This window comes from Alteromonas sp. ABH4_457 (assembly GCF_056160625.1).
In genome coordinates this window covers 281,060-305,709 of sequence record NZ_JBSWXN010000003.1, presented here as the reverse complement: position 1 = coordinate 305,709, position 24,650 = coordinate 281,060, and the positions used below count along the sequence as shown (strand labels likewise).

17 protein-coding genes are annotated in these 24,650 nt (G+C 50.2%); 11 read left to right on the top strand and 6 right to left on the bottom strand.

Annotation, left to right across the window (positions count from 1 at the left end):
* Positions 1-2 precede the first annotated feature (2 nt).
* Genes mhpA through ACXAGR_RS07825 form a run of 5 tightly spaced genes read left to right on the top strand, consistent with a single transcriptional unit; the run spans position 3 to position 4,648 of the window.
* On the top strand, positions 3-1,595 hold the full coding sequence (mhpA, locus tag ACXAGR_RS07845) for a bifunctional 3-(3-hydroxy-phenyl)propionate/3-hydroxycinnamic acid hydroxylase MhpA (RefSeq protein WP_474849171.1): 1,593 nt from the start codon (positions 3-5) through the stop codon (positions 1,593-1,595).
* Positions 1,592-2,023, top strand: coding sequence for a GlcG/HbpS family heme-binding protein (locus ACXAGR_RS07840; protein ID WP_474849169.1), 432 nt, complete (start codon positions 1,592-1,594; stop codon positions 2,021-2,023). The genes mhpA and ACXAGR_RS07840 overlap by 4 nt, the downstream gene beginning before the upstream one ends.
* Positions 2,020-2,907, top strand: a complete 888-nt coding sequence (locus ACXAGR_RS07835) for a VOC family protein (RefSeq protein WP_474849167.1) — start codon at positions 2,020-2,022, stop codon at positions 2,905-2,907. Before ACXAGR_RS07840 ends, ACXAGR_RS07835 begins: the two co-directional genes overlap by 4 nt.
* Positions 2,908-2,927: 20 nt before the next feature.
* The gene (locus ACXAGR_RS07830) at positions 2,928-3,752 is read left to right on the top strand and encodes a fumarylacetoacetate hydrolase family protein (RefSeq protein WP_474843888.1); all 825 of its coding nucleotides are present in this window, start codon (positions 2,928-2,930) and stop codon (positions 3,750-3,752) included.
* A gap of 29 nt (positions 3,753-3,781) precedes the next feature.
* The gene (locus ACXAGR_RS07825) at positions 3,782-4,648 is read left to right on the top strand and encodes an alpha/beta hydrolase (RefSeq protein ID WP_474843886.1); all 867 of its coding nucleotides are present in this window, start codon (positions 3,782-3,784) and stop codon (positions 4,646-4,648) included.
* Positions 4,649-4,712: 64 nt separating this feature from the next.
* Here the strand turns inward: ACXAGR_RS07825 and ACXAGR_RS07820 are convergent, their stop codons facing one another.
* A complete protein-coding gene (locus ACXAGR_RS07820; RefSeq protein ID WP_474849165.1) occupies positions 4,713-5,327 on the bottom strand; it encodes a glutathione S-transferase family protein in 615 nt (204 codons plus the stop codon).
* Between the two features lie 6 nt (positions 5,328-5,333).
* Complete coding sequence (locus ACXAGR_RS07815; RefSeq protein ID WP_474849163.1) at positions 5,334-6,650, bottom strand: glycoside hydrolase family 1 protein; 1,317 nt, start codon at positions 6,648-6,650, stop codon at positions 5,334-5,336.
* A 259-nt stretch (positions 6,651-6,909) separates the two neighbouring features.
* On the opposite strand from ACXAGR_RS07815, the gene ACXAGR_RS07810 reads away from it, so the two are divergent.
* Positions 6,910-7,392, top strand: coding sequence for a hypothetical protein (locus ACXAGR_RS07810; RefSeq protein ID WP_474849161.1), 483 nt, complete (start codon positions 6,910-6,912; stop codon positions 7,390-7,392).
* A 77-nt stretch (positions 7,393-7,469) separates the two neighbouring features.
* On the opposite strand, the gene ACXAGR_RS07805 is transcribed toward ACXAGR_RS07810, so the two are convergent.
* Together ACXAGR_RS07805 and ACXAGR_RS07800 are read right to left on the bottom strand one after the other, a co-directional pair.
* A complete protein-coding gene (locus tag ACXAGR_RS07805; protein ID WP_474849159.1) occupies positions 7,470-10,808 on the bottom strand; it encodes a glycosyl hydrolase in 3,339 nt (1,112 codons plus the stop codon).
* A 69-nt stretch (positions 10,809-10,877) separates the two neighbouring features.
* Positions 10,878-13,487 (bottom strand): TonB-dependent receptor plug domain-containing protein, encoded by a 2,610-nt coding sequence (locus ACXAGR_RS07800; protein ID WP_474849157.1) that lies wholly within the window; start codon positions 13,485-13,487, stop codon positions 10,878-10,880.
* A gap of 335 nt (positions 13,488-13,822) precedes the next feature.
* Here ACXAGR_RS07800 and ACXAGR_RS07795 point away from each other — a divergent pair, with 335 nt between their 5' ends.
* The 5 genes from ACXAGR_RS07795 to ACXAGR_RS07775 all read left to right on the top strand — a co-directional run bounded on the left by ACXAGR_RS07795 (position 13,823) and on the right by ACXAGR_RS07775 (position 20,182).
* Positions 13,823-14,704 (top strand): helix-turn-helix domain-containing protein, encoded by an 882-nt coding sequence (locus ACXAGR_RS07795; protein WP_474843874.1) that lies wholly within the window; start codon positions 13,823-13,825, stop codon positions 14,702-14,704.
* Positions 14,705-15,035: 331 nt separating this feature from the next.
* Positions 15,036-15,929: an amidohydrolase family protein gene (locus ACXAGR_RS07790; protein ID WP_474843872.1), complete on the top strand. Its 894-nt coding sequence runs from the start codon at positions 15,036-15,038 to the stop codon at positions 15,927-15,929.
* Between the two features lie 71 nt (positions 15,930-16,000).
* On the top strand, positions 16,001-16,942 hold the full coding sequence (locus ACXAGR_RS07785; RefSeq protein ID WP_474843870.1) for a Gfo/Idh/MocA family oxidoreductase: 942 nt from the start codon (positions 16,001-16,003) through the stop codon (positions 16,940-16,942).
* 102 nt (positions 16,943-17,044) lie between these two features.
* Positions 17,045-18,031: an aldo/keto reductase gene (locus tag ACXAGR_RS07780; protein ID WP_474849155.1), complete on the top strand. Its 987-nt coding sequence runs from the start codon at positions 17,045-17,047 to the stop codon at positions 18,029-18,031.
* Between the two features lie 468 nt (positions 18,032-18,499).
* Positions 18,500-20,182, top strand: a complete 1,683-nt coding sequence (locus ACXAGR_RS07775; RefSeq protein ID WP_474849153.1) for a glycoside hydrolase family 43 protein — start codon at positions 18,500-18,502, stop codon at positions 20,180-20,182.
* A gap of 81 nt (positions 20,183-20,263) precedes the next feature.
* Here ACXAGR_RS07775 and ACXAGR_RS07770 read toward each other — a convergent pair whose 3' ends face one another.
* Both ACXAGR_RS07770 and ACXAGR_RS07765 read right to left on the bottom strand, forming a co-directional pair.
* Complete coding sequence (locus ACXAGR_RS07770; RefSeq protein WP_474849151.1) at positions 20,264-21,691, bottom strand: sulfatase family protein; 1,428 nt, start codon at positions 21,689-21,691, stop codon at positions 20,264-20,266.
* 85 nt (positions 21,692-21,776) lie between these two features.
* Positions 21,777-24,611, bottom strand: coding sequence for a TonB-dependent receptor (locus ACXAGR_RS07765; RefSeq protein ID WP_474849149.1), 2,835 nt, complete (start codon positions 24,609-24,611; stop codon positions 21,777-21,779).
* Positions 24,612-24,650: the final 39 nt, after the last annotated feature.

Here is a 24,650-nt window from a genome sequence, read left to right as displayed (position 1 = left end):
CAATGTATGATGTAGCAATTATTGGCTGCGGGCCGGTAGGGGCTCTTGCGGCCAATTTTCTGGGAAAACGGGGGCTTAATGTCGTCGTTCTGGAGAAAGAAGCGAACCCGTATCCGTTACCCCGCGCCGTTCACCTCGACCATGAGATGGTGCGTTTATTCCAGTCTGTCGGCTTACACGACACCATTCTAAAAGATATGCGCGACACCGACGGTCATCTGCATATCGGCGCTGATCACGGTGTCATCCGGTATATGGGCACAGTGGGCAAGCCCCGTCCTTACGGCTGGTCGAATGATTACTTCTTTTATCAGCCTGAGCTGGAAGATCACTTGCGAAATGCGCTGTCCCGTTTCAGCAACGTATCGCTGCGTCTGGGCACGGAATGTATTTCGATCAGTCAGCAGACTGATACCGCCGGTAAACGCAGCGTAACGCTGGAAACCCGCACCGGCGATAAAGCGGAAACTGTTCAGGCCCGCTGGGTCATTGCCTGTGACGGTGCCCGCAGCGTGGTCAGGAAATCGCTGGGTATAAAGCTGGACGATTTGCAGTTTGAAGAGCCCTGGCTGGTGGTGGATGCTGAAGTGGAAGGGGAGATCCAGTTCCCGCCGCTGACCGGTTTACCTGACGATGCCAATATTCAGCAGTTGTCTGTGATGATGTGTGATCCCGAACGTCCGGCGACTGTTGTGCCCGGCAGGGGTAACCACCGCCGCTGGGAATTAATGTTGCTGCCCAGTGAAGATGATCAGGAAATGATGCAGCCGGAAAAAGTCGCAGAGTTACTTGCGCCTTATCTTAACGGCGTTCCGCATAACATTGTGCGGGCTGCGACCTACCGTTTCCACGGCCTCGTGGCGGAACAATGGAAATGCGGCAATGTCTTTTTAGCCGGTGATGCAGCCCATCAGACTCCGCCGTTTTTTGGGCAAGGCATGTGCCATGGTTTCCGTGATGTCGCCAACCTGGCGTGGAAACTGGACCTGGTATCTAAAGGCCTGGCAAATGAATCCCTGCTTAAAACATATCAGCCTGAGCGTGACCCTCATGTGCGGGCTGTTATCTCTGCCGCAGTCGGTGCAGGTCGTTATATCTGCATGCTGGACCGGGAAAAGGCCGCGCAGCGAGATATCGACATACGGGAAAAGGTGAAAAAAGGTGAGTTGCCTACAACGGCCGCCGATCTTATCCCGCCAGTTACAGACGGCATTATTGCAGCAGAGACTTCGCAGGCCGGCCGCCGCTTCATTCAGCCCCGTTTGAATATTAACGGCTCGGAACAGTTATTTGATGATTTAACCCATGGCGACTGGCGACTACTGGTTTCGGGACTGGAAGTGGCGGGCAAAGCGTTAACTCAGGTTAAGAGTATCCTGCCGGACCTGAACATCGAAGTGGTCGATTTAAGCCAGTGGCGCGACCCGCAACTGACCGCCTGGTTTGAAGAAGCCGGTGTGGGAGCGGTACTGCTGCGCCCTGACTACTACGTTTACGGTACAGCCAGTGAATGCTGTGCCTCTCTTTTACAGCAGCTGAAACACCAGCTTGATGGTGCCTGCGCTGCCACTCCACAACAGGAATCCATAGCATGACATTAACATTAGCCCTCGCTGATAAGATCATTGATGGCACCCTGCGTTATGCCAGAGAAAATAACGTGAACCCGCTGGCAGTTGTTGTACTTGATGCCGGTGCGCATCCGGTCGCCTTCAAGCGGGAAGATAAGGCCAGTTTATACCGTTTCGATATCGCTATGGCGAAAGCAAAAGGTGCTCTTGGCATGGGCTTCAATACCCGTGGCATTGCAGAGAGAGCGAAGAATAATCCGGTATTTTTTGCCAGTGTCACCGCTATCAGCGGGGTTGAACTGGCGTTATCTCCGGGGGGGAATCTGATTAAAGACAGTCAGGGCAATATCCTTGGTGCTGTGGGGATAAGCGGTGACACCGGTGAAGTCGATGAGCATTGCGCCCTTGCCGGCATAGAGGCCGTTGCCGGAGAACTGGAGAATAAAGCATGAAACTACGCAGTATAGAAATGGTGCTGCCGGAAGCAGATAAAGCCGCAGATTTCCTGGTGAATGTGTGGGGCACCAAACTTGCAGCCGTGCAAAACAACACACATTACATTCGCGGCTCCGGCACATTCCCCTATCTGGTTGCGCTGGAAGAAGGCGACAGCAAGTATGTACGCAGCGTCACATTTGTGTGTGAAAGCGATGAACTGACTTCCCTGAAAGAACGTGTCGCTCAGTCCGGTTTCCCTTGCCGGCCTGAAGCGTGCACTGACCTGGGTGGTGGTGAAGGCATTGTTGTGGAATTGCCTGAAGGTGAATTATTACGTTTTCTTGTGAATGCAGAAGAAGTTGATGCGCTGGACGATGACGATTTGCCGGTAAAACTGACGCATGTGGTTTTCAATGCCACTGATGCAGAACGCACAGCTGATATTGTGGAAGAGGTGCTTAACTTCCGCGTGTCAGACCGCACAAAAGGCATGGTATTCGTGCGCTGTAACGACTCCCACCACAGCACGGCTTTTGCACGCGCAGGATTCAGCTCTCTGAATCACATTGCATTTGAGATGCAGGATATGGACGCGGTGATGCGCGGTGTCGGCCGGTTGCGCGACGATAAACGTACGCCTGCCTGGGGCCCGGGCCGTCACGGACCGGGTGACAACGTGTTTGCCTATTACATCGCACCTTTCGGTGCGGTTGTAGAGTTTTCTACCGCCGTTGAGAAAGTGCCGGAAGATTACAAAGTGGGTGCGCCGGAAGACTGGACCTGGCCGGAAAACCGCATCGATCAATGGGGCATGTCTGACAAAGATTTCGCCGGGCTGAAAGTGGCTGAAGAAACATTCCGCTTTCACCGTACATGGCAACCCTCGCCGCTGAATTAACCGACTCAGGAATTTATTTTATGAAATACGTAAGCTTTACTACCGCCAGTGGCCAACAGGGCTTTGGCCGTCTTGACGGTGATGTGATCACCGATTTATCTGCACAGGCGGCTGATTTAAAAACGGCCATTACGGAAGGCACCCTGTCATCGCTGAACAGCGAAACGACGCTCAGCCTGGCTGATGTCACATTAGGTCCGGTTGTGCCGAATCCTGATAAAGTGTTCTGTGTGGGTCATAACTACGAGACTCACAGACAGGAAACAGGCCGCGCTGCCACTGATCATCCGTCAATTTTCGTGCGCTTTGCAGATTCCCTGTCTGGTCACAATCAGCCCATCGTGATGCCAAAGGTGTCAACGCAGCTGGATTTCGAAGGTGAACTGGCTGTGATCATCGGCAAAGGTGGCCGTTATATTTCTGAGCAGGATGCCATGTCTCATGTTGCCGGCTATGCCTGTTTCAATGATGCGTCTGTACGTGACTGGCAGTGGCACACCCGCCAGTTTACACCGGGCAAAAATTTCCCCACTACCGGTCCCTTCGGTCCTTATATGGTAACGCCGGACGAAGCCGGTGACCTTTCTGAGGTCCAGGTTACTACGCGCCTGAACGACGACATCGTGCAACAACAGCCCATCGGCGATATGATCTTCCCAATCGCAACGGTGATTGCATATATCTCCAGTTTCACGCCGCTTAAACCCGGTGACGTGATTGCCAGCGGCACACCGGGCGGTGTTGGCGCGAAACGCAATCCGCCACTGTGGATGAAGCCGGGCGACACGGTGTCGGTGGAAATTGGTCCTATGGGCAAGCTGGTGAATACCATCACCGCTGAATAGTTGTTAAGCATCAGGCAGGAAAATAAACCATGGAAAACACCGCGGTAAGTGAACAAATCCGCCGTCTGGGTCGTGAACTCGGCCCGCCCGTGATGGAAGGTCTGTTGGCCATTCTGGGTGACGAGCAACGTCAGCTGGTGGCAAAGCAGCCCGCCAGTGCCGTTGATGTGGCATATGGCGACCATGAGCGCCATGTGCTGGATATTTATGGCGCAGGCAGCCAAAACGGTGTGTCAAAGCCGGTGTTTGTTTTTGTTCACGGTGGCGGTTTTCTGAAAGGCGATAAGGGCGATAGCGAGCGCTGGTATAACGCCTGCGTGGGTCGTATGGCAGCAGAACAGGGCTGGCTGGGTATCGTCATCAACTATCGCCTTGCCCCTGATTTTACCTGGCCTGCCGGTGGTGAAGATGTTACCCGCGTGGTTAGCTGGCTTAAGTCCAATGTGGCTCAGTATGGCGGTGATGCTGATAACATTATCCTGTGCGGTACCTCCGCCGGCGCGTGTCATGTGGCGACGTATCTGCAACTGAATCCGGGTAAATCAGACATCACCGGTGCGGTGCTATTATCCGGTTTGTACGGCATTACTCCGCTGGATGATCGTGACACGCTGTACTATGGTGATGCAGCCGGATATGACTCCCGCAAGCCTTTGCCTGCACTCATTTCAACGACTGTGCCCTTATTCATTGCCTGTACAGAGCTCGACCCCGAACGCTTCCAGAAGGAATGTATCGGATTATTACAGGAGCGGTTGCAGGCAAATCATATTCTCGACAGAAGCATGCTCCTGTCCGGACATAATCATTATTCAGTGGCCGGCCATCTGGGTACGTCTGATACCCGTTTACGGGATGAAATCAGTTCGTTTGTCTCCTCAGTGACAGGTTACTGATATCTTAAAAACGAAAACGGGACGCTTATCAGGCGTCCCGTTTTTATTTGCGCTATACGTTAAGCTAAAGCGCCTTTTCCTTCAGCAGTGCCCGTTTAATTACCGGACTTGCCAGCATTTGCTGATAGTGCTGAATAACGTATTCAAACTCTGAAAAATCAAAGCCTGCACGTTTCAGCCGGTTTACCGTCCAGAACAGATAAGCGTCTGCAGCACTCCAGTCGTCACCATACCAGTAAGGCGTGGCTTTCAAACGCTTCTCTGCGGTTTGATACGCTGATTTTAACTGCGATGCTGCTACATCTTTCACTGCATCAACGTCAGTGGTTACGCCCAGTAAGTCCGGCTTGCAATAACGGGTGATCAGCGGGTGAACGAAGCTGGCAAACCAGGCCAGATCGCTCACTGCTTCCACGTTGTTGATGTCAGCGGGCAGTATCCCTGCATCCGGATAGTGTGCGTGCAGAAACAGCAATATGGCCGGGGTTTCTGTAATCACGCCCGTGTCAGAGAGCAGAGCCGGTACTTTTCCCTTAGGATTTAAAGCTAAATACTCCGCCGTTTTATGGTTGCCTTTAGCAAGATGTACCGCGCGCAGGGCATAATTTGCCTGCGCTTTTTCCAGCATAACAATGGATATTTGAGAGCAGGCGCCTGGCGAGGCGCATAGAGTCAGCATGCCGGACTACACACGGTTCTGCTTGAGAATTTTGGAATAAGCCAGCGCGCTGGGCTTTGGCTTCCGCTCAAAGGTTTTTCTGTCCACAGTGTGCAGGCCGAACTTCGGTTCGTAGCCAGAAACCCACTCGAAGTTATCCAGCAGCGTCCAGTGAATGTAACCTTTTACCGGCACGCCCTTATCAATCACACTCTGCAGATGTTTAAGTGAGTTAGAGATAAAGCGTTCACGCTGACTGTCATCTTCTGTGCCGATCCCATGTTCAGTAACAATGATTGGCTTGCCCGTTTCCGCGTATGTGTAGGCAACACAGTTGGCCAGAGAAGTTGCGTCTATCCAACTGCCTGAATAGTTCTTCTCAGCATCGTCGGGGGTAGGGACATGACCGTTCTTGTCCCACACTACTCTCTCGTAGTTTTGTACGCCGATGAAGTCAGTCTCTTCAACTTTCAGCCAGTCGCCGTAATTATATTTACGCATCTCGTTACGCACAGAATCCGGTCCTGTAGACTGATCATCCAGCATCGCGAGGGTAAAACCCACGTCGAGGTTACTTCGTTCTGCTTTAATGGCCTGACGCGCGGCTTTGTGTCCTTCAATAAGAATAGGGTTCATTACATCTAAATCTTGTAAGCGCGCAGCATTCAGGCCGGTAAAATGCTCTGATTGCGTGGCTTTGCTTGCCGCTGCCAGCATTTTTTCCTGCATATCCCACACGAAAGGCGGTACGCCGAGCACTTTTAGCAGGCGAAGTAAGTTAGGTTCGTTAAAAGTAACCGCGTAGCCAATACCATCAGCCAGCTGTGTGGCAACTTTACTGCAATAGTTGGCGAACAGGGCTGGCGCTTCCGGGTTGGTCCAGCCGCCACGGGCTGCAAACCATACCGGGCTGGCAAAGTGATTAAAGCTCACCAGAGGTACCATGTTGCGCTTGTGGCAGCCGTCGATAATGCGTTTGTAATGGTCAATCATTGCCTGGCTGAACAGGCCTGGCTCCGGCTCAATGCGTGCCCACTCAATGGAAAAACGGTAAGCGCCGAATCCCAGATTGCTGCACAAATCCAAATCGGTTTCCCACAACTCAAAACTGTTACAGGCATCACCGGACTGCTCCTTAAAAAGCGTGGGTTTTACGTTCTCCAGTAACCAGATATCTGAATTAACGTTGTTACCTTCAACCTGATGACCTGCACTTGCTGCACCCCAAAGAAAATCGTCGGGAAACTGACCGCCAGCCGGTAAAGATAAAGAGGCGGCTTTGGCAAAAAGCGGGGCGCTCATTGTGGCAGAGGCCATGGCAAGGAATTGTCTGCGGTTGATCATGTTACGTCCTGATGTCAAAAATTAATTTCTCAACTGTAAAAATAACGTGAATCAATCTTCAGGAATAATAATCATTTTTGACGGTTGTATAGTCTGAGTTAATGGTTAAACCTGACACAACCCGCAAGCAGGGCGAACGGTTCGGGGATTTTTTATATATAGTTTTTATCAATACATGGCATCAAATAAATAATTTGTTCGTATTGAAGAAATTACGTAAGTTACATTTTGTTAAAAACTTGAAAAGGATAATAACAAAATGAGTGATATGACCCTGAACCGCTACAAAAGCGTTGAAACCGTGGTAGGAGCGGTCATCAACGGCTTATTCAGTTTGTTTTTTGTTTTCCTGATCTTCGGCGGGCTGGACGTGGTGCCTATGCAGGGCGACAACGGTCTGTTTATTGACAGCATTCCTCAGGGGCTGGCAATCGGCTTTATGGGCGCTTTCTTTCCCTCGTTTCTTACCCGCAAGCGCATCCGCAACGGCCAGTTGCACATCAACGGACAATCCGGCCACACATCCTGGTTACCGTCCCATCCGGTGCTTCGGGCACTGGTGTTTGCTGTTTTTGGTGCGGCACTGTCATTAAGCTTCTTTGCGTTACTCACTTTTGCAGTAAATATCGACACCCTTTCGTTCAGTACAGCCGCTGTAGTAAAAACAATTTGGGGGATTTGTCTGGGTGGTGTTGTCGCTGCCATTACCATCCGTCTCGCGCTTAACGATTACGCACATTAAGTTCAAAAACGTCTTTGCACCCATGTGTCAGTGGTGTTGCCCCGGTGAAGGCCGGGGCTTTTTAAGTTCAAAAACATTTACCACTTCAGCGACACATCGCCCAACAGGCCAGAAGGTCGAAGCGGTGCATCCGGCACGTAGGCGGGCAGGGTGGTGAAGGTGTACTTTTGCTTCACATCCGGCTGGGCGTCACCGATTAAGCGGTTCACCCACAGGTTCGTGATATTCAGCGTTACCGTATTCTCACCGGCTGTCAGGTAGTCCGATACATCTACTTCAAAGGGCGGCTTCCACAGCGTATTCACCACCTGTCCGTTCACTACCACTTCCACCACATCGCGCACATCTTCAATATGCAGCTGTACAGGTTTGCCCCGCATAGCCTTATCGATGTTGAAAGATTGGGTGTAGCTGGCGGTACCGGAGAAGTAACGGATACCGGTGTCGTCAGACTCAGCCCAGTTCCCGGCAGACAAAGTAGCTTTGGCTGGCGCGCCCCGGTCTTTCTGGAAGGTCATCTGCCATTGGTCTTTCAGCGTTTTTGTATTACTGAATGATGAGGCCACTTTATCCACGTTCGCCGGCGAATCACCGAACACCACATATCCAGACTCGTAAGGCGCCAGCGTCTTTTCAATCACGGTGAGCCCGTCTTTTACTGTGCTGTTTAAAGCCGTAATCGCGCCGGTAACGGCGTTGTAGTGATACGGTTTTCTGTCAGACACGTTGAAGGACAGTGTTACCGGCTCGTCACGGTTTTTGCGGTTGGTATAGTAGTAGATGTCTTCATTGTCAGTTTCACGGTGAACAAAGAATACCGTGGTATCTTCGTGCTTGCCTGTGTAACGGAAATCCGGTGTGACACCGGCTTCTTTAATACCGCTCTCTACGTCGTCGGCATTAATCACACGGCCTTTACCGGTTTTGCCGCTCCACAGTTTATTAGCAAGATCGGTAAATCGGGTGGCATCATCTGCCAGCGACGGGCTGGCCAGTGGTTTTTTGCCGATAACGGTGGCACCATTCGCTACCAGTTCAGCAATGCGTTCAAGAACCGGCAGCGTCATGTATTGCGAGGTGCCGCCAAGATACAACACGGCATAGCGCTGGCCGGAATCTGTGCACAGCTCTGCCCCGCAGTTCTGCAGTAAATCCGTTATGACATCATTGTTCACATAGTCATAAGCATTCTCCAGTGGCACATCTTTAGATGGCTTATCCAGATACAGGGATGTTGGAGGAGCATCTTCACCATAAAAATAGGCCACATCTGCTTTGAAATGACCTTGCTGTAACATGTAGGCATTGCGGCTGATATAAGTTACCCAGGGTTTAGCATAATCAGCCCAGGTCTCCAGGCGGTTAAAGTACTGACCAAACACAAATAAACTCAGACCCGGGCCTTCATCTTTGGGTTGGTGAACCGATGTGTGAATAATGGGGCGGTTTACACCCAGCGCAAATTCCATGTCGATCATGGGCTGCAAATCCCGGGGTGAGAACGCCCAGGGAGAAGAGGCCGATGTCAGTGACTCAGCGGCGACCAGGTTTTGCCCGTACACGTGCGCTACAGAGGCGGCTTCCCGGATGTCCGCCCAGTATTGTGGTTGAGGGCCAACCTGCTTATCAGTATCAAAAGACCACATAGCCGCCATCGGAACGTCCGCGTTCCGGCGAATACGCATGCCGTCACCCAGTGTCGGACGGCCGTTCTCAAGTGCTTCAGAATAATGGATAAGGCCAGCTTCTTTTACCCGCTTGCTGATCACCGCATAGTGATTATCTGCCAGCATTTCGCCTAAGGTTAAGCGGTAGTCGTAGAGAAATTTATCGGTTTGTTCAGCGCTGCCAATAACCACACCAACCAGTGCCGGTAACCAGGGGGTTAAGTCGTAACCGCGGCGTTGTTTGAATTCTTCAAACATTTTTGGTGTCCAGTTCGATGCACCGACTTCAATACTGTCATTCAGCAGCGCTTTTACGCCTTCTCCCAATGCATATTGACCGCTGGCATCTTTGTACATGTCGAGGTAGTGATCAATATAGGCACTCACCGCGCTGGCATCGTATTTGTCGACTTCAAGGCCGGTGGCGGCTTCTGTGGCAGGGTGATTTTCTTTACCTGTCAGGCTGTAACCAATGCGGATAATTTTCCACAAGCCTTTTTCCGGGTGCCAGTTAAGTGAACCGTCTGCATTCAGCTTACTAGTAATATCGATAACAGCGTCCGCAGGCACGCCTTCACCAGCGTGTTGATTAGACAGCGTGTGATAGTCCGGGGCAATACCAAAGCCGGCTTTGTCTTCAAAACGATGCACTCTGGCTTGCGGATAAAAGGCTACTTCCAGCAAATCTACCGGCTCTGATTTTGCTTCTCCGGTAGGTAAATTAAAGCCCGGAGGTGGTGCAGCGCCGGGCGCAGATGACGATGGTAGGGAAAATTTGCCGTTCGGGTTACGCGACATCACGATACGCATGAATCGCGCTTTAACTTCCGGAAAACTGATCGTGGTTTGCGCGGTTGTTCCTACAGGAATGGTTGCCACAGGGGCAAACGTTACGCCGTCTTCACTGGCTTGCAGCGTGGGTAAAAAGGGCGCCGGAATAAACATACCCGGTGGTGGCATGGCAAACGACAGGCTTTGAACGCTTTTTAGCTCACCAAAATCAAAGGTGATTTCAACGTCTTTGTCCGGATGAGACTGTGTTTTGGTCGCGCTGCTGTATGAACCGTCAGACAATATACCGAGGTCGAGTTCGTCGTCATTGTTGGTTGTTACGGAAACAGGCTGAATGCGCTGTTCATGAACAGGGAAGGCGATAACGGCAATATCTTTGTAGTAAACCGGTGTCTCTTTTTCGGCATGTGTAGGATCAGCAAAAATTTCCTCTGCGCCATAGAAATCCTGGAACGCACCCGTATTTTGAGGCGGTTGCGGCACCCGAACGGCTTTTTTCTGTCTGGCGTCAATGGTAATTTCGCTCCACGCCAACTTTTTCATACCGTCTGCAGGCTTTACCCAGGGACCACCGGTTTCACTCCAGCCCGGCGAGGCGGCAATGCCGAATTCAAAATTGTGCTTATTCGCTTCGCCCAGCGCGTATTCAAAAGTGTCTTTCCAGGCCGGTGTCATATATTCCAGTGCAGTATCGACAATTTTAGGTGTCATGAGCTGGGCATCGAAGTTCTGCACACCGCCAATACCAACCCTATCCATCCAGGCGAGATCTTTTTCAATTCCTTCACGGGTAACGTTACCGTTCATCCAGTGCCACCACACTAAAGGTTTAGCGGATTGGGGCGGGGTGATGAAGTCGTCTTCGAGTGTGGTTCCAGTACTGTTAAATGAAAGCAGAGAAAGGCCCAGCGCCACTTTGGATAATGTGAACAGAAACGGGTTTACGGGTTTGGTCATAAACTTGCCCCTTAAAAATGATAACGAGGGCTGGCACTTTCGTGGCAGCCCTCCGCGTAGGAAGATAAATTAAAAACGGGTTCTGAAGCCAACAGATAAGAAGCGGCCCATGCTCTTATAAGCCACACCCTCATCGATGTTACGGAACGGAGGATCTTCGTCCGTTACGTTATCTATGTTGAACGTCACCTGCGTATCCATACTGAAGTCGTAGCTGGCGAACAGCGACAAGGTGGTGTAGGAATCGATATGTTCCTCTGCTACATCAGCACTGCCACGGTAGTAAACCGTACCGGAGAAGTACCAGTCGTCACGACGCAAGCCCAGTGTAGCCACACTGTTGAACGCTGAAATGGCTTCGTTGAAATCACCCAGTGCCAGCGTGTCGTTAAAGCCTGCGCCTTTTACGTTCTCTTTGTCACGGTTCATGATGTAGGTACCGCTTAATGAGAAGTCCAGTTCGCCTAAATCGATATCGCCGAACCATTGTACCGAGTAGTCCAAGCCATCAACTTCGTACGCGCCCATGTTCGATTTACGCTGGTCGCTCACCACATAAGGTAAGCCGTAAATATCTACCATGGCTTGCAGACTCTCGTAACCCTGGGTAGGGAAGTCGCCGAATTTTGCGATGATTTCTTCCACCGATGACGGGTTCACAATGTAGTAGTCTTCGTTCACTTCTGCATCGTAATAAGCCGGGCCGAAGTAGAAACCAGCGTTTTGATCCAGACGGTCCTCGTATGCAATGCTCCAGTAAGTCAGTGACACCTTCGTGGAGTCGGTGACGTACCAGTCAGTCCCTAACGACATGGTTTCTGCGGTTTCAGGCTTTATACCTTCTGACGCACCGCTTAAAGTAAATGACGGCTTAAAGAAATCAGGGAAGAACGGGCTGTCTGATGAACGCAGCGGGCTGATTGGCAGGAACAATTCATATTGCAGCGGTGCCGCTAAATCAGCCAGTGCCGGGGCGTGGAAAGACGTGCCCCAGGTACCGCGAACGGTAACGTCTTCGGTAGGGTTCCAGGTCACTGCGATTTTCGGGTTTGAGCTTGAGCCAACATCGTTGTACTTGTCGTAACGGCCTGAGATAGACACGTCCAGATGCTGGATACCCGGCATCATGTTGTCATCACCAACAAGCGGGATGTAGATTTCACCAAATACCGACTTAACGTTACGGTCGATGTCGCGTACTGAAGAAGTAGAAGGGTTACCTACTTCGCCAGCCGTTACCGACTGATAGAAGGATTCTTCACGGTATTCTGAGCCAACCGCTGCCCGCATCATACCGCCGGCAATTTCAAACATGTCGCCGTTGGCGATGACTTTGAATTCCGTTAAATCCTGATCGGTGCTGGTGTCGTCAAGCCAGTTATTAATCCCTGCCAGCACAGAGGCACTGGTTTGCGACACATCATAAGGGTTTAGCGCTGTCTCAGTGGTACTGGCAGAAAGTGCAGCAAGTTGCGCATTCGCGTTGATGGAGTAGTCGTGATAGTACGACGTACTTTTACCGTAGTTCACGGTACCCTTAACTTTCCAGGTATCGGTAAGCTGATAGGTGAGGGTTGGCGTAACCTGCCATTGCTCATACATGGACGGGTTTGCGCCGGCGCTACCCCATACATCCGCGTAAGAGAATGAAACGGTGTTAGAGGTCTCATCACCCACAGCGATAAAATACGGGTTGTCAGCAGTGATCGTTGCGGAAGCACGAATATCTGAAGGATCGTAATCGGTGGCTTCACGGCGTGAATAGTACGCCAGCACATCCAGGCTTAAGCGGCTGGACAGTTCCTGAGTCAGGTTGGCGAACAGTGAATAACGCTCTTCTTCCGGATAATAAGACTGGTCGTCGTAGGTAGAACAGTAGTTCGGTGATGATGCATCCACGCCAGGCAAACCATATAAGGTGTCGTCTAACAGAATGTTACCGGGCGTACAGGACGTAGAACGGTAATCTGCACCGCCAACATTCGTGAGATCTTCTTTAATGAAGTCCTGATCTTTACCGTACATCGGTGAACGGTCACCGTAAGAAAATGCAGTAACCAGTGTGCCTTTATCCCAGCTTGTGCCGAAGCCGCCGGAAATATCAATGCGGTCGTAGTCCCCCGCACCCATACCATACTGCACGCTAACTTCGCCGCCTTCCATGTCTTTCTTCGGAATGAAGTTAATGACACCGGCAACGGCATCAGAACCGTAGATAGACGAACCACCGTCGGGAATCACTTCTACGCGCTCAAGCAAACTTGCGGGGATCATCGACGAATCAACCCAGTTCATCGGGCCAACCGGAACAAGGCGATTCCCCCCCAACATGACCAGAGTAGCCATTCCGCTCAAGCCGCCAATACCGCGAATTTGCGGTGGCTCAAAAGGAATTGAGGCTGTGAGGGTATTTTCCGGCACGGCGTTGAAGTCTGCCATTTGTGGAATGCGGCGAAGCAAATCGGTAGCAGAGGTCACACCCTGCTCAATGATTTTTTCCTGATTCAAACCGATGACGTTGGAACCGACGGGATTAACCCCTTCGATCAACGTACCGGTAACGGAAATGACTTCTACGTCTTCCTCGTCTTCTGTTTGTGTGTCCTGAGCAATGGCAGTGGCGCTCATTGAAACGCTTAATCCTGCAATAACAGCAAGAGAAAGTTTGTGTAGTGGCATGGGTGTTTTCATCGTTATAACTCTCAGTATTAACCGACAGGTGTGTAATTTGTTACCAAGATTTAACAATGCGTATACAAAAGTAAAATACTATATTTTTAATAATGTATTAGTTCAGACTATGCATGCCCTGTGAGGTCAGGCTGAATAAGGTTTTCCTGGGGGGCAATTCTCTACGTGATATCGAAAATATAAATATCAGATATGATTATTATGGATTGAAAATGATTGCTTGATAGTTCGGGATGACTTGCAGGATGTAAAAAACCTTGGGTTTTGTAAATAGCTGTTGTACTTTTTAATCATAATTTTCCTTCGTGAAGTACTCTTTCGCCGTGAAACCAGATGAGATCCCCTTCTATGATTTGTATGGTGAGTCGTTCTTAAAGCTCAGTGCTGACTTCGTTCATCTGGAAGATATCCGCGCCCGCAGTGCGGGACTGGGATGGGAGATTTCGCCTCACCGCCACGGCAAATTATTCCAGCTTATTTGTGTGTTTGATGATGAATGGACAGTGCAACGGGATGATGAAAAGCTGACGCTTCAGGGAGACTGGGTAGTGACACTACCACCCGGCGTAGTGCACGGATTTACCTTCGCGCCGGACACCAACGGCTACGTGCTCTCTGTTAATGCCGATGTGGTAAATGCATTGCGCAGTGACAGCGCTATCGCGGACTTTACCGGTGCAGTATGGTCTTCACAAGCTATTGAATTTCAGGACAAGCATCAGTCTGAACGGTTCGTTGCTTATCTGCATATGCTGGCCGGTGAAATGCGCAGTAATGATCCCGGCGCCACAGTGAGCATCCATATGTTGCTTAAACTTTTGTTTGTGCTGGTTGCCAGGCAACAAAATACAGCCCGTAATCTTGCCGGTACATCGGGCCGGGACTCCAGGGTATTGCTGGGTTTCCGCGAGCTCATCGACAAACATTATCAGCAACATTTGAATGTGAATGATTATGCGTCTAAATTGTACATTTCTGTCTCTACCCTTAGCCGCATATGTCAGCAGCATCTCAATACCACCCCGAAAAAGCTGATCCACCAAAGACTGGTAAATGAAGCGAAGCGGCGACTGATTTACACCCGGCAATCGCTGGATGAAATTGCTGATACTTTAGGGTTCAAAGATACCGGTTATTTCTGTCGTTTCTTTAAACAGGCGGAAGGTACTACGGCGGGGGAATTCAGACGCCGGAGTGAGCTGTAAAAGTTCTGCTGCACTGGTATCTGTTTATGACAATTTATTTATGGCTGTAAAATCTGTTTTGAATGCTGATGAAAGGGGCGAAAGCCTTTTAATTCTTATTTAAAAAACTGAATTGTAAATAGTGCTTTTTTACTTGTATTTTTCGTATCGTTATAGAAAAAACTAATGTCTGTCGTCGCATTTCTTAACAGCATCTGTTAATTCGCGGTAGCATACTGTTAGCCCTGAAACGGCTTGTAGTTATTACGCCGCAACTGAATCGTTTCTGACAGCGAAATCCGGTGCCTGAATTATTTTGCGCTCCTTTCACTGTCAGCAGGAGAATGAATTAATGAGTGGTTTTACTGTTGATGCCGACTGGCTGCACTGGTGCGAGTCACCGTCGAAGCCGAAGTTTGTCGTACCGGAAGGTGCTGTTGACGCCCATTGCCATGTGTTTGGTCCCGGTAATGAATTCCCCTTCGCGCCGGAGCGCAAGTACACGCCATGCGACGCGTCTAAAGATCAGTTGTGGGCATTACGTGATTATCTGGGTTTCAGCCGCAACGTTATTGTTCAGGCTACCTGCCACGGCGCTGACAACCGTGCACTGGTTGACGCACTAAACCATTCTGATGGTCTTGCCCGCGGCGTTGCTACCGTAAAAGCGGATATTACTGATGAAGAGCTTCAGGTTCTGCATGCCGCTGGTGTACGGGGCGTTCGCTTTAACTTTGTGAAGCGGTTAGTAGACGCGCTGCCCTTCGACTCGTTGGGCACTATCGCTGAGAAAATTAAGCCTCTTGGCTGGCATATCGTGATTTATTTTGAATCTCAGGAACTGCCTGAGCTGTATGATTTCTTCACCAGCCTGCCTACCACTGTTGTGGTTGATCACATGGGCCGGCCTGACGTAACAAAACCGGTAGACGGACCTGAGTTTGCTCTGTTTCTGAAACTGCTGGAAGAGAATAAGAATTTCTGGTCAAAAGTAAGTTGTCCTGAGCGCTTGTCCATTGTAGGGCCGGAAGGCGGCTACGAAGACGTAGTGCCGTTCGCCCGTGAAGTGGTTACCCGTTTTGAAGACCGCGTACTGTGGGGAACAGACTGGCCGCATCCGAACATGAAAACACATATGCCGGATGACGGGCACCTGGTGGATATGATCCCTAAAATCGCCCCCACAGAAGCGTTACAGCGTAAATTATTAATTGATAACCCCATGCGCCTTTACTGGGCGGATTAATCATCGCCGCCGGTGCCTTCAGGAATGATGCTGGTCCGGCTGGCTGAACAGAAATGAGTTGGGAGAATAAAATGAAAGTAATCGTAGTGGGTCCCGGTGCGTTCGGGATCAAACACCTTGATGGCCTGAAAAATATCGATGACGCTGAAGTTGTTGGTCTGGTTGGCCGAAATTTAGAAAAGACACAAGCCGTGGCAAACGAATACGGTATTCCGAATGTGTATACGTCTCTGGACGATGCACTGGAATCCGATGCTGATGCCGTTATCCTCTGTACCCCTACACAACAGCATGCTGCGCAATCAATTCAATGTATGAAAGCCGGCAAACACGTACAGGTCGAAATTCCGCTGGCAGACAGCTGGGAAGATTCAGAAGCGGTTGTGAAAACCCAACAGGAAACCGGCAAAGTGTGCATGGTGGGTCATACCCGCCGCTTTAATCCTTCGCATCAGTATGTACATAATAAAATCACAGCCGGTGAACTGAATATTCAGCAGATGGATGTACAAACGTATTTCTTCCGTCGTAAAAATATTAATGCCAAAGGCGAGCCCCGTTCCTGGACCGATCACCTGCTGTGGCACCATGCTGCCCACACTGTGGATTTATTCGAATATCAGGCGGGTTCTCCTATCGTTAAAGCGAATGCGATTCAGGGACCAATCCATCCCGAGCTGGGCATCGCACTGGATATGTCAATTCAGCTGCAGGCTGAAAACGGTGCAATTTGTACACTGTCACTGTCGTTCAACAACGATGGCCCGCTGGGTACATTCTTCCGTTATATCTGCGATAACGGCACTTACATTGCCCGTTACGATGACCTGGTGGATGGCCGCGAAAATGCCATTGATGTCTCCAAAGTCGATGTGTCGATGAATGGTATCGAGCTTCAGGATCGCGAGTTCCTGTCTGCCATCAAAGAAGGCCGCGATCCGAACAGTAGTGTTCACAAAGTCATTAACTGTTATAAAGTGCTTCACGATCTGGAGCAGCAACTTAACAGCTGATGCTGCTAGTCTTCCGTATCGTGTGTCGACAACGTCAGGCAACTACAGCCTGCGTATCCGGCATGATGCGGAAGCGGTATAAAAGTTAACGGGAGAGAGAGAATGAAACAAAGAAAGCTGGCTGGTCGTCTGGTATCCGAAATCGGCCTTGGATGCATGAACCTCAACCACGCTTACGGCGCTTCAGTCTCTCAGCTGGAGGCCAGCAAGTTGCTGGCTTCTGCTTTTGAACAGGGTGTTACCCACTTCGATACTGCCGCGCTTTACGGTTTTGGCAGTAACGAAAAGCTGGTGGGTGAAGCCATTAAAGGTTTTCGTAAAGACATCTTTCTGGCCAGCAAATGCGGCATGACAGGCGTTGACGGCAAACGTGTCATCGACGGTCGTCCGGATACCCTGGTTAAAACCCTGGATACCGCTCTGCAAAGTCTGCAGACCGACCACATCGACCTGTACTACCTGCACAGAATCGACAAAGATGTGCCAGTGGAAGAAAGTGTGGGTACGCTAGGTGATATGGTGAAAGCCGGTAAAATCGGTGCCATCGGTTTGTCTGAGGTGTCAGCAGACTCTCTGCAGAAAGCCCATAAAGAATTCCCCGTTGCTGCGCTGCAAACAGAATATTCTCTGTGGACACGCAACGCAGAAATTGCCGTGCTGGAAACCTGTCAGAAACTGGGTATTGATTTTGTGGCTTTCAGCCCGCTGGCCCGTGGTTATCTTGCTGGTGGTATCGACAACCCGGAAGCTCTGGCAAATGGTGATATCCGTAAAGGTATGCCACGTTTTCAGGGTGACAACTGGACAGCGAATCAAAAGCTGTACGCTGAGTTTGCAGCCCTTGCTGAAGCAAACGGTGTCACGCCGGCTCAACTGGCTATTGCCTGGGTTCTGGCACAAGGCGAGCATATTCACGCTTTGCCCGGTACGAAGTCAGAAGCGCACTTAACGGAAGATTTAAAGGCCAGCGCAGTGTCTCTGGATAAGCAGGTATTTGCACAGGCTGATGACATCATCAACCGTCAAACCGTGCAGGGTGCCCGCTATGGCGCAGGTGCACAGGCTGATATTGATACAGAAGATTTCTGAGTATTTCCGGTTAATATATCTCTGAACGTTTCCCAACCTGATAGTAGTTGAAGTCTACCGGGCCACCCGGGGCTTAAGTGCATTGTTGTGCTGCTCATGTAGTATTTATTCCCGGCCTGCACCGCGGAAACGTCAGGTAAATCCATGTTAACTACAGGATTGTGAGCAGCCAGTGTAACGGACGAAAATACACACATCAGATAAGAAAAAAATATCTGTAACAATTACCCGTACTCACCCGTTTTTCCCTTAATATCAATTTGCCAGGTAAGCCTCATAGTCCGGAGAAAAAGAGCAATTGCGAGAGTAATACTAATAAACGTAACTGCAATATAACTAAAAAGTAATGTTTGTTTCTTTATGTTAGCAAAAACGCAATCGGGTTTAAGATTTTTCATAACTCCTCAGGATTGAAGCCGCTTTTACTATCACATGTAATGCAAATTAAACTTCAACCCGGGCTATTTCATGAAAAGCAAAACATTCATCTGTTCTATTATTGCCGGTCTTGTATTGGCGGGATGTAATTCACAGTCAGTCACATCCGGTACTGCAATAAATCCTGACCACACTTCAGGTAAAGTAACTTTTAACTGGTTTGAGTACTCAACTCCGGGGGGCCCCGGAGAAGCGCCGGAGGGGAAATTTTTGAATCCGGTATTACCAGGTTTTTATCCTGACCCTTCTGTCACCAAAAGGGGGGATGATTATTATCTGACAACATCTTCTTTCAGTTACACACCCGGCTTACCGGTATTACATAGTAAGAACCTTACAGACTGGACCCTAATCGGCTATGCCCTCGATCGCAAGTCACAAATGGAGTTTGCAGGTTCGTCGGTCTCAAGGGGAATATTTGCACCCACCATTCGCTACCATAACGGTTTATTTTATATCATCACTACGTCAGTCGATAATGGAGGAAACTTTATTATTACAGCTGAAAACCCGGAAGGGCCATGGTCTGAACCAATTTGGTTGCCTGAAGTCGGGGGAATTGATCCGGATATCTTCTTCGATGAAGACGGGCGGGTTTACATCACCCATAATGACGCGCCTCCCGGAGAACCTCTTTATCAGGGGCATCGTGCAATCTGGATGTGGGAATATGACCCTCAGTCTCAAAAAGTATTAGCTGAAAGCCGGCAGTTACTTGTGAATGGTGGTGTAGATATATCTAAGAAGCCCATATGGATTGAAGCTCCGCATATTTATAAAATCGGTGACTGGTACTATTTGTCATGTGCTGAAGGCGGTACAGGTCCGCAACACTCGCAGGTCGTATTTCGCTCCCGTTCATTGGATGCCCCCTTTGTACCCTATGAAAATAACCCGATTCTGACACAGAGGGATTTAACCTATCCCCGTGCCAACCCTGTGGATACTGCCGGGCACGCAGACTTTATCCAGACCGGAGAGGGCGAATGGTGGGCGGTGTTTCTTGGCACGCGGCCGTACGATTTCGACTTATACAACACGGGCCGGGATACCTTTTTGTTGCCTGTGGAGTGGCAAAACGAATGGCCTCTTATCCTGCCACCTGAAACGCCTGTACCGGTTACGGTAAATCGTCCGGCTGGTACCCGGGCTGCACAGGGGACCGATTTTTATTCATGGAAAGACAGCTTCGATGACAAGAAGCTTAGTTTTCGTTGGCAAGGTTTGCGCGAGTTCGACCGCGACTGGTTGAGTACCGGAAATGGTGAGCTGAATATCACACCATTGCCGGGCTTACTCTCAAGTAAGGAAAAAGTAAGCTATATAGGAACCCATCAGGCTGCGGCAGATTTTGCTGCGACCACTGAAGTGACGATACCCGCTGATTCAACGGCTACCGCAGGTCTCGCTGCTTTTCAGAGTGCGGACTACCACTATTTCTTCGGCTTGCATGGGAAAAATGGTAAATATTCTGCCTTCATTGAGCAAGTAGCCGACGGCAAAGTGAATGTTATTTCAGAGCGACAGCTTACTACCTCTGCGGGTGAGCCGGTAACCCTGAAAGTTGAGGGCAAGGGAAGCAAGATCGCTTTTTCTTACAAAGACAACGGAAAGTGGATCTCTGCAGGCGATACTCTTGATGCAACTCTGTTAAGCACACAAAAGGCCGGGGGGTTCGTAGGCACCACTATTGGCTTGCATGCACGTCAGTAGTAAAAGGCACCGCAGACAGCGAATTTTGTAATAAGCAAACCGGATGTTGAAATCCGGTTTGCATCGCCTGGCTGTGAAATCTCATTTACCGGCGAAAGTTTGAGACTGTGTCTCTTCAGCAAACCGCGCCAGTTGCTTCGTCAGCCGGTCAACTATCTCTGGATGAGAGTCAGCCACATTAAAGCGCTCTGACGGGTCATCTTCAAGGTTATACAGTTCAGGCTTAACACGGGTAGCACCGGCACTGGCCATCTCACCGCTGAATTCATCAAAAGGAGACAGACGCAGTTTCCATTTTTTATCTCTGACGGCTTCTGCCACATCACCACGGAAATAATAGAAGTAATTGTCTTTGCTATGCGGAGTATTACCTTTCAGAAAATCTGACAGATCCGCGCCGTCCAGTGTGAGATCTTCAGGCAAAGTTGCGCCGCTTAATGTGGCGAATGTCGGGAATAAATCCAGCGCTGAAATCAATTCGGAATTGACCGAGCCGTTAATTTTACTGTCAGGCCAGTGAATGATGGCAGGGACACGGGAACCGCCTTCATAGGTGGTGCCTTTTGAACCTTTTAACGTGCCGGCACTGCCCACATGCCAGCGTTCCACACCGCCCTGAACCATTCTGTCCGGCAGGTTTTGCCACGGGCCGTTATCACTGAAAAATACAATAATGGTGTTGTCCGCTACGCCTTTTTCTTCAAGTGCGTTCAGTACTTCACCCACGCTCCAGTCAATCGTTGATACGGCATCGCCATATAATCCCCCTGCGGATTTTCCCTTTTGAAAATCCGGTGCTGCTACCGGTAAATGGGGCATGGACCAGGCCATATATAAAAAGAAAGGTTTGTCGTCAGAAAATGCGCCGATATTGGCAACAGCTTCTTCGGTGTATGATGTGGTGAGTACAGACTGGTCTTTGATCACGCCCACAGGCTTGTCGTTACGGAACATTTGCAGCGGAGACATACTTTCTCTGCCCATCAATTCTGCTGTCACCCAGGGATCAGTCATGTCATTGCTGTAAAGCAAGCCGAAATACTGATCGAAGCCATGGTCCACCGGCAAAAATCCGGCTTTATCGCCCAGGTGCCATTTTCCTACCATAGCAGTTTGATACCCCTGAGATTTAAGCATTTCAGCCATCGTAAATTCAGACTGGGGCAGGCCGCGATCTGAATCAGGCATCAATACCTGCTGCATACCGGAGCGGATGGCATATCTTCCTGTCATAAGTGCCGCACGGGAGGGTGTACATACTGCCTGACCAGCGTAGAACGAGGTGAGTTTGATCCCTTCTGTGGCCATTGCATCTAAATTGGGAGTCACAATATTGGGATGCCCGTAGGTGCTTAGATCTCCGTAGCCCATATCGTCAGCCATCATCACGATGATATTGGGTTGCTCCGGTTGCGGGGCTGACATAGCGCTGTTGAGCCCTGCCAGCGAAAATGCGGTGATAAGTGAAACGCGGGCAGAAGCTGCCAGCAATGTAGATACATAGCTCACTGGTAAATTCCTTAAACTAGGGGAGAAAAAAAGGCCCGGCCATAATATCGGGGTGTTGAGGGATTGGCCGGGCACTCACTGGAAATCAGAAAGTGGCGCGGAATCCCGCAAACAGCCGGCGACCATTGTCTACAACCTGATAGGGCAGGCCGTCGGTAAACTTAATTTCTACCGCTTCATCAAGCAGGTTCACGCCTTCCACGACAACGGTGAAATTCTCCGATACGTTATAATTCACCGACGCATCTAACGTGCCGTATGCTTGAGTAACCGCGCCTCTGCCACCGAACGCTACAAGCTGAGACAGAAATTTGTCGCGCCAGGTATAGGAGATACGCGCGCCGAAGGTATCATCCTCGTAAAATCCGCCCACGTTGAAGTTGTGCTTTGAGCCGGCGGTAATGGCTTCCGGGTCGCTGTTATCAATAAAAGTATAGTTGGCGTTAACACCGGTATTGGACAGCAAGCCCGGCAGTGAAACGAAACTATGCTGACCGGCCAGCTCTGCACCACGAATTTTGGCACCTTCGCCATTGGACGGACTGCGGTCGATAAACTGGGCTGTAAAGACTTCCCCGGTCAATGCATTGGTTACAGGCAGGTTTATTACCGTAGAGCCGGAGCGGATAAGAGACACCAGATCTTTGTAAAACAGCGTTGCAGATACCATATCTGTGTCACCGTAGTAGTACTCCAGAGCCACATCAATGTTATTCGATTTAAACGGATCCAGTGTCGGGTTACCGCCTGTAATACTGTTGGCTTCCACGTTCGCTACCGTTACCGGCGAAATGTCTGTAAAGCGCGGACGGGCAATGGTTCTGCTGGCACCAAATCTCGCGATTAATTCATCTGTGAGGTTATAGCGAAGGTTAAGACTCGGCAGCCATTCACTGTAGCTGTTGGATTCCTCGATTAACCCCAACGGTGCCACTGTGGTTAACCCGCCGTTAGGATTGAAGGTAATCTGATTTAAGTCAGCGCCGGCACCACGGGACAATTGCTCTGTGCGGGTGTAACGAACGCCAAAGTTACCCGACAGATTGCCATCGCCACTTTCAAACTCTATTTCGGCATAGGCATTGGTCGCTTCTTCGGATACATCCTCCGACAGGGTGGGATCAATACCGTAATTACCGGCAGCAATAAGCTCTTCCCGGGAAAAGCTGTTCAGCATTCTGCGGGTATCAATGGCCAGCCGCTCCTGAATAAGGCCCGGATAGTTTTCAAGATACGCGCCGTTCAGTGGTGATACCGGTTGCAGCAGGAAAGCGGCAGAAGAGGTGCCGGTGATCCCCAGTTGTTCGAACAGCTCCACCGGAGGCTGGTCGCCAAAGAGTGACTCAATTTGGGCCACATTCATTGTCAGTCTGGCACTTTGACCCACTTTATTGCGGTCAGCGTAATGAAAGCCGGTTTTGAATTTCGTGATATTGCCGAAATCCAGGTAGCGCTCAGCGTCGAGTTTTATATCCAGTAAATCTTCCGATGATGCCTGGTTGTAGGCACCGTTAACACCAACGAGGCGATAGTTCTGCTGGTCCAGCACACGGTCTTCAGAACCGTTCATGTAAGTGGTTGAGGTAACCGCATCACCCTGTTCAGATTGCAGCGTTAAATCCACCAGCGTACTGTTCACAATATTCAGGTTGTCTGCCAGCTGTGAAGAACGGGAGCGGTTTACCTGACCGTTAACCGTCCAGTTATCAGTAAGATATTTACCCAGCAACGTCATCGACCAGGTATCACCTTCCCGCTGTTCTATCCGGTTTCCGGCACGGGTATCCACATTATCGGCGCGGAACGTCGTTGCTACTGCACGTCCGTCAATATCCCGGATTTCAGACTCGTCAGGATAGTACGGCCCCAATGAGTTGTAGGGGAAGGCGAGGAATTCTGCCCGTGCGCTGTCGACTTCATATTTTGTGTAAAAGCCGTCAGCCGTCAGCTCAAGGTTATCCGATGCCGCCCACTGGGCTGACAAAATTGCACTGGTGCGGGTGCGCTTTTCGTCGTACATGGTGTGAAAGGTAATGTAGGGAATGGCTACACTGCCATCATCCAGTACGCCATTACCGTTGAAGTCCTGTCCGCTACATAAGTCCCGTGAGGCCACGGAGCCGTCGCAGATCTCCGGATTGGCAATCCCGTCTTCAGTAAACGCGCCAAACTGTTGAGAACCGCTGGTGAAACCTTCAGCTTCAGAAAAGCTGGTATAACCGAAATTTAGAAAATCCTGGGTGCCGGAATTCCGCTCCATGTAAGACACACCCAGTGTCAGACCAAAATCACCGTCGCCATAAACATCGCTGTAGAAAGCAGTAACACGGGGACCAATATCTTCGGCGTTAGACTCCTTGCTGCCCTGCACTGACAGCGCAAGCTGGCGCTCAGTAAAGTCGAAGGGGCGGGGAGTGCGGATCACCACCGAGCCGGCCAGGCCACCCTCCTCAAGAGACGCGGTGGGCGTTTTGTGTACTTCCAGGGTTCTGACAAATTCACTGGGTAAAGAAGTAAAGTCAAAGCTGCGGCTGGTATCTGAACCGGTATCCGTTAACGCATTTGGTAACGCCACATTGTTCATGCGTACAAGCACGAAGTCGGAAGGCAGGCCCCGTATATTTATCGAGGAGCCTTCACCGCGGGAGCGGTTAATTTGTACACCTGTAATACGTTGAAGGGATTCTGCAACGTTAATGTCAGGGAACTTACCTACATCTTCAGCAGAAATCGCATCAACAACGGTGGAGGATTCTTTTTTAATTCCCATGGCCTCAGTGAGGCTCTGGCGGATCCCGGTAACCGCGATGACTTCCATATCATCAGTTGGCGTGTCCTGAGCAAAACCGGGGTTGCAAAAGGTGGAGGCAATGGCGATTGCTAATGTGCTTTTCAGGCATCTGTTTTTTGTGTGTGTCATCGTGCTCTCAGTAATCAAAAGTCGTTGTCCGGAAAGAAA

Coding starts and splice junctions, on each gene's coding strand:
- ACXAGR_RS07815 (WP_474849163.1), bottom strand. CDS start 6,650: ATGATCAACCGCAGACAATTCCTTGCCATGGCCTCTGCCACAATGAGC.
- ACXAGR_RS07835 (WP_474849167.1), top strand. CDS start 2,020: ATGAAACTACGCAGTATAGAAATGGTGCTGCCGGAAGCAGATAAAGCC.
- ACXAGR_RS07820 (WP_474849165.1), bottom strand. CDS start 5,327: ATGCTGACTCTATGCGCCTCGCCAGGCGCCTGCTCTCAAATATCCATT.
- ACXAGR_RS07790 (WP_474843872.1), top strand. CDS start 15,036: ATGAGTGGTTTTACTGTTGATGCCGACTGGCTGCACTGGTGCGAGTCA.
- ACXAGR_RS07780 (WP_474849155.1), top strand. CDS start 17,045: ATGAAACAAAGAAAGCTGGCTGGTCGTCTGGTATCCGAAATCGGCCTT.
- ACXAGR_RS07775 (WP_474849153.1), top strand. CDS start 18,500: ATGAAAAGCAAAACATTCATCTGTTCTATTATTGCCGGTCTTGTATTG.
- ACXAGR_RS07805 (WP_474849159.1), bottom strand. CDS start 10,808: ATGACCAAACCCGTAAACCCGTTTCTGTTCACATTATCCAAAGTGGCG.
- ACXAGR_RS07810 (WP_474849161.1), top strand. CDS start 6,910: ATGAGTGATATGACCCTGAACCGCTACAAAAGCGTTGAAACCGTGGTA.
- ACXAGR_RS07830 (WP_474843888.1), top strand. CDS start 2,928: ATGAAATACGTAAGCTTTACTACCGCCAGTGGCCAACAGGGCTTTGGC.
- ACXAGR_RS07840 (WP_474849169.1), top strand. CDS start 1,592: ATGACATTAACATTAGCCCTCGCTGATAAGATCATTGATGGCACCCTG.
- mhpA (WP_474849171.1), top strand. CDS start 3: ATGTATGATGTAGCAATTATTGGCTGCGGGCCGGTAGGGGCTCTTGCG.
- ACXAGR_RS07825 (WP_474843886.1), top strand. CDS start 3,782: ATGGAAAACACCGCGGTAAGTGAACAAATCCGCCGTCTGGGTCGTGAA.
- ACXAGR_RS07800 (WP_474849157.1), bottom strand. CDS start 13,487: ATGCCACTACACAAACTTTCTCTTGCTGTTATTGCAGGATTAAGCGTT.
- ACXAGR_RS07765 (WP_474849149.1), bottom strand. CDS start 24,611: ATGACACACACAAAAAACAGATGCCTGAAAAGCACATTAGCAATCGCC.
- ACXAGR_RS07785 (WP_474843870.1), top strand. CDS start 16,001: ATGAAAGTAATCGTAGTGGGTCCCGGTGCGTTCGGGATCAAACACCTT.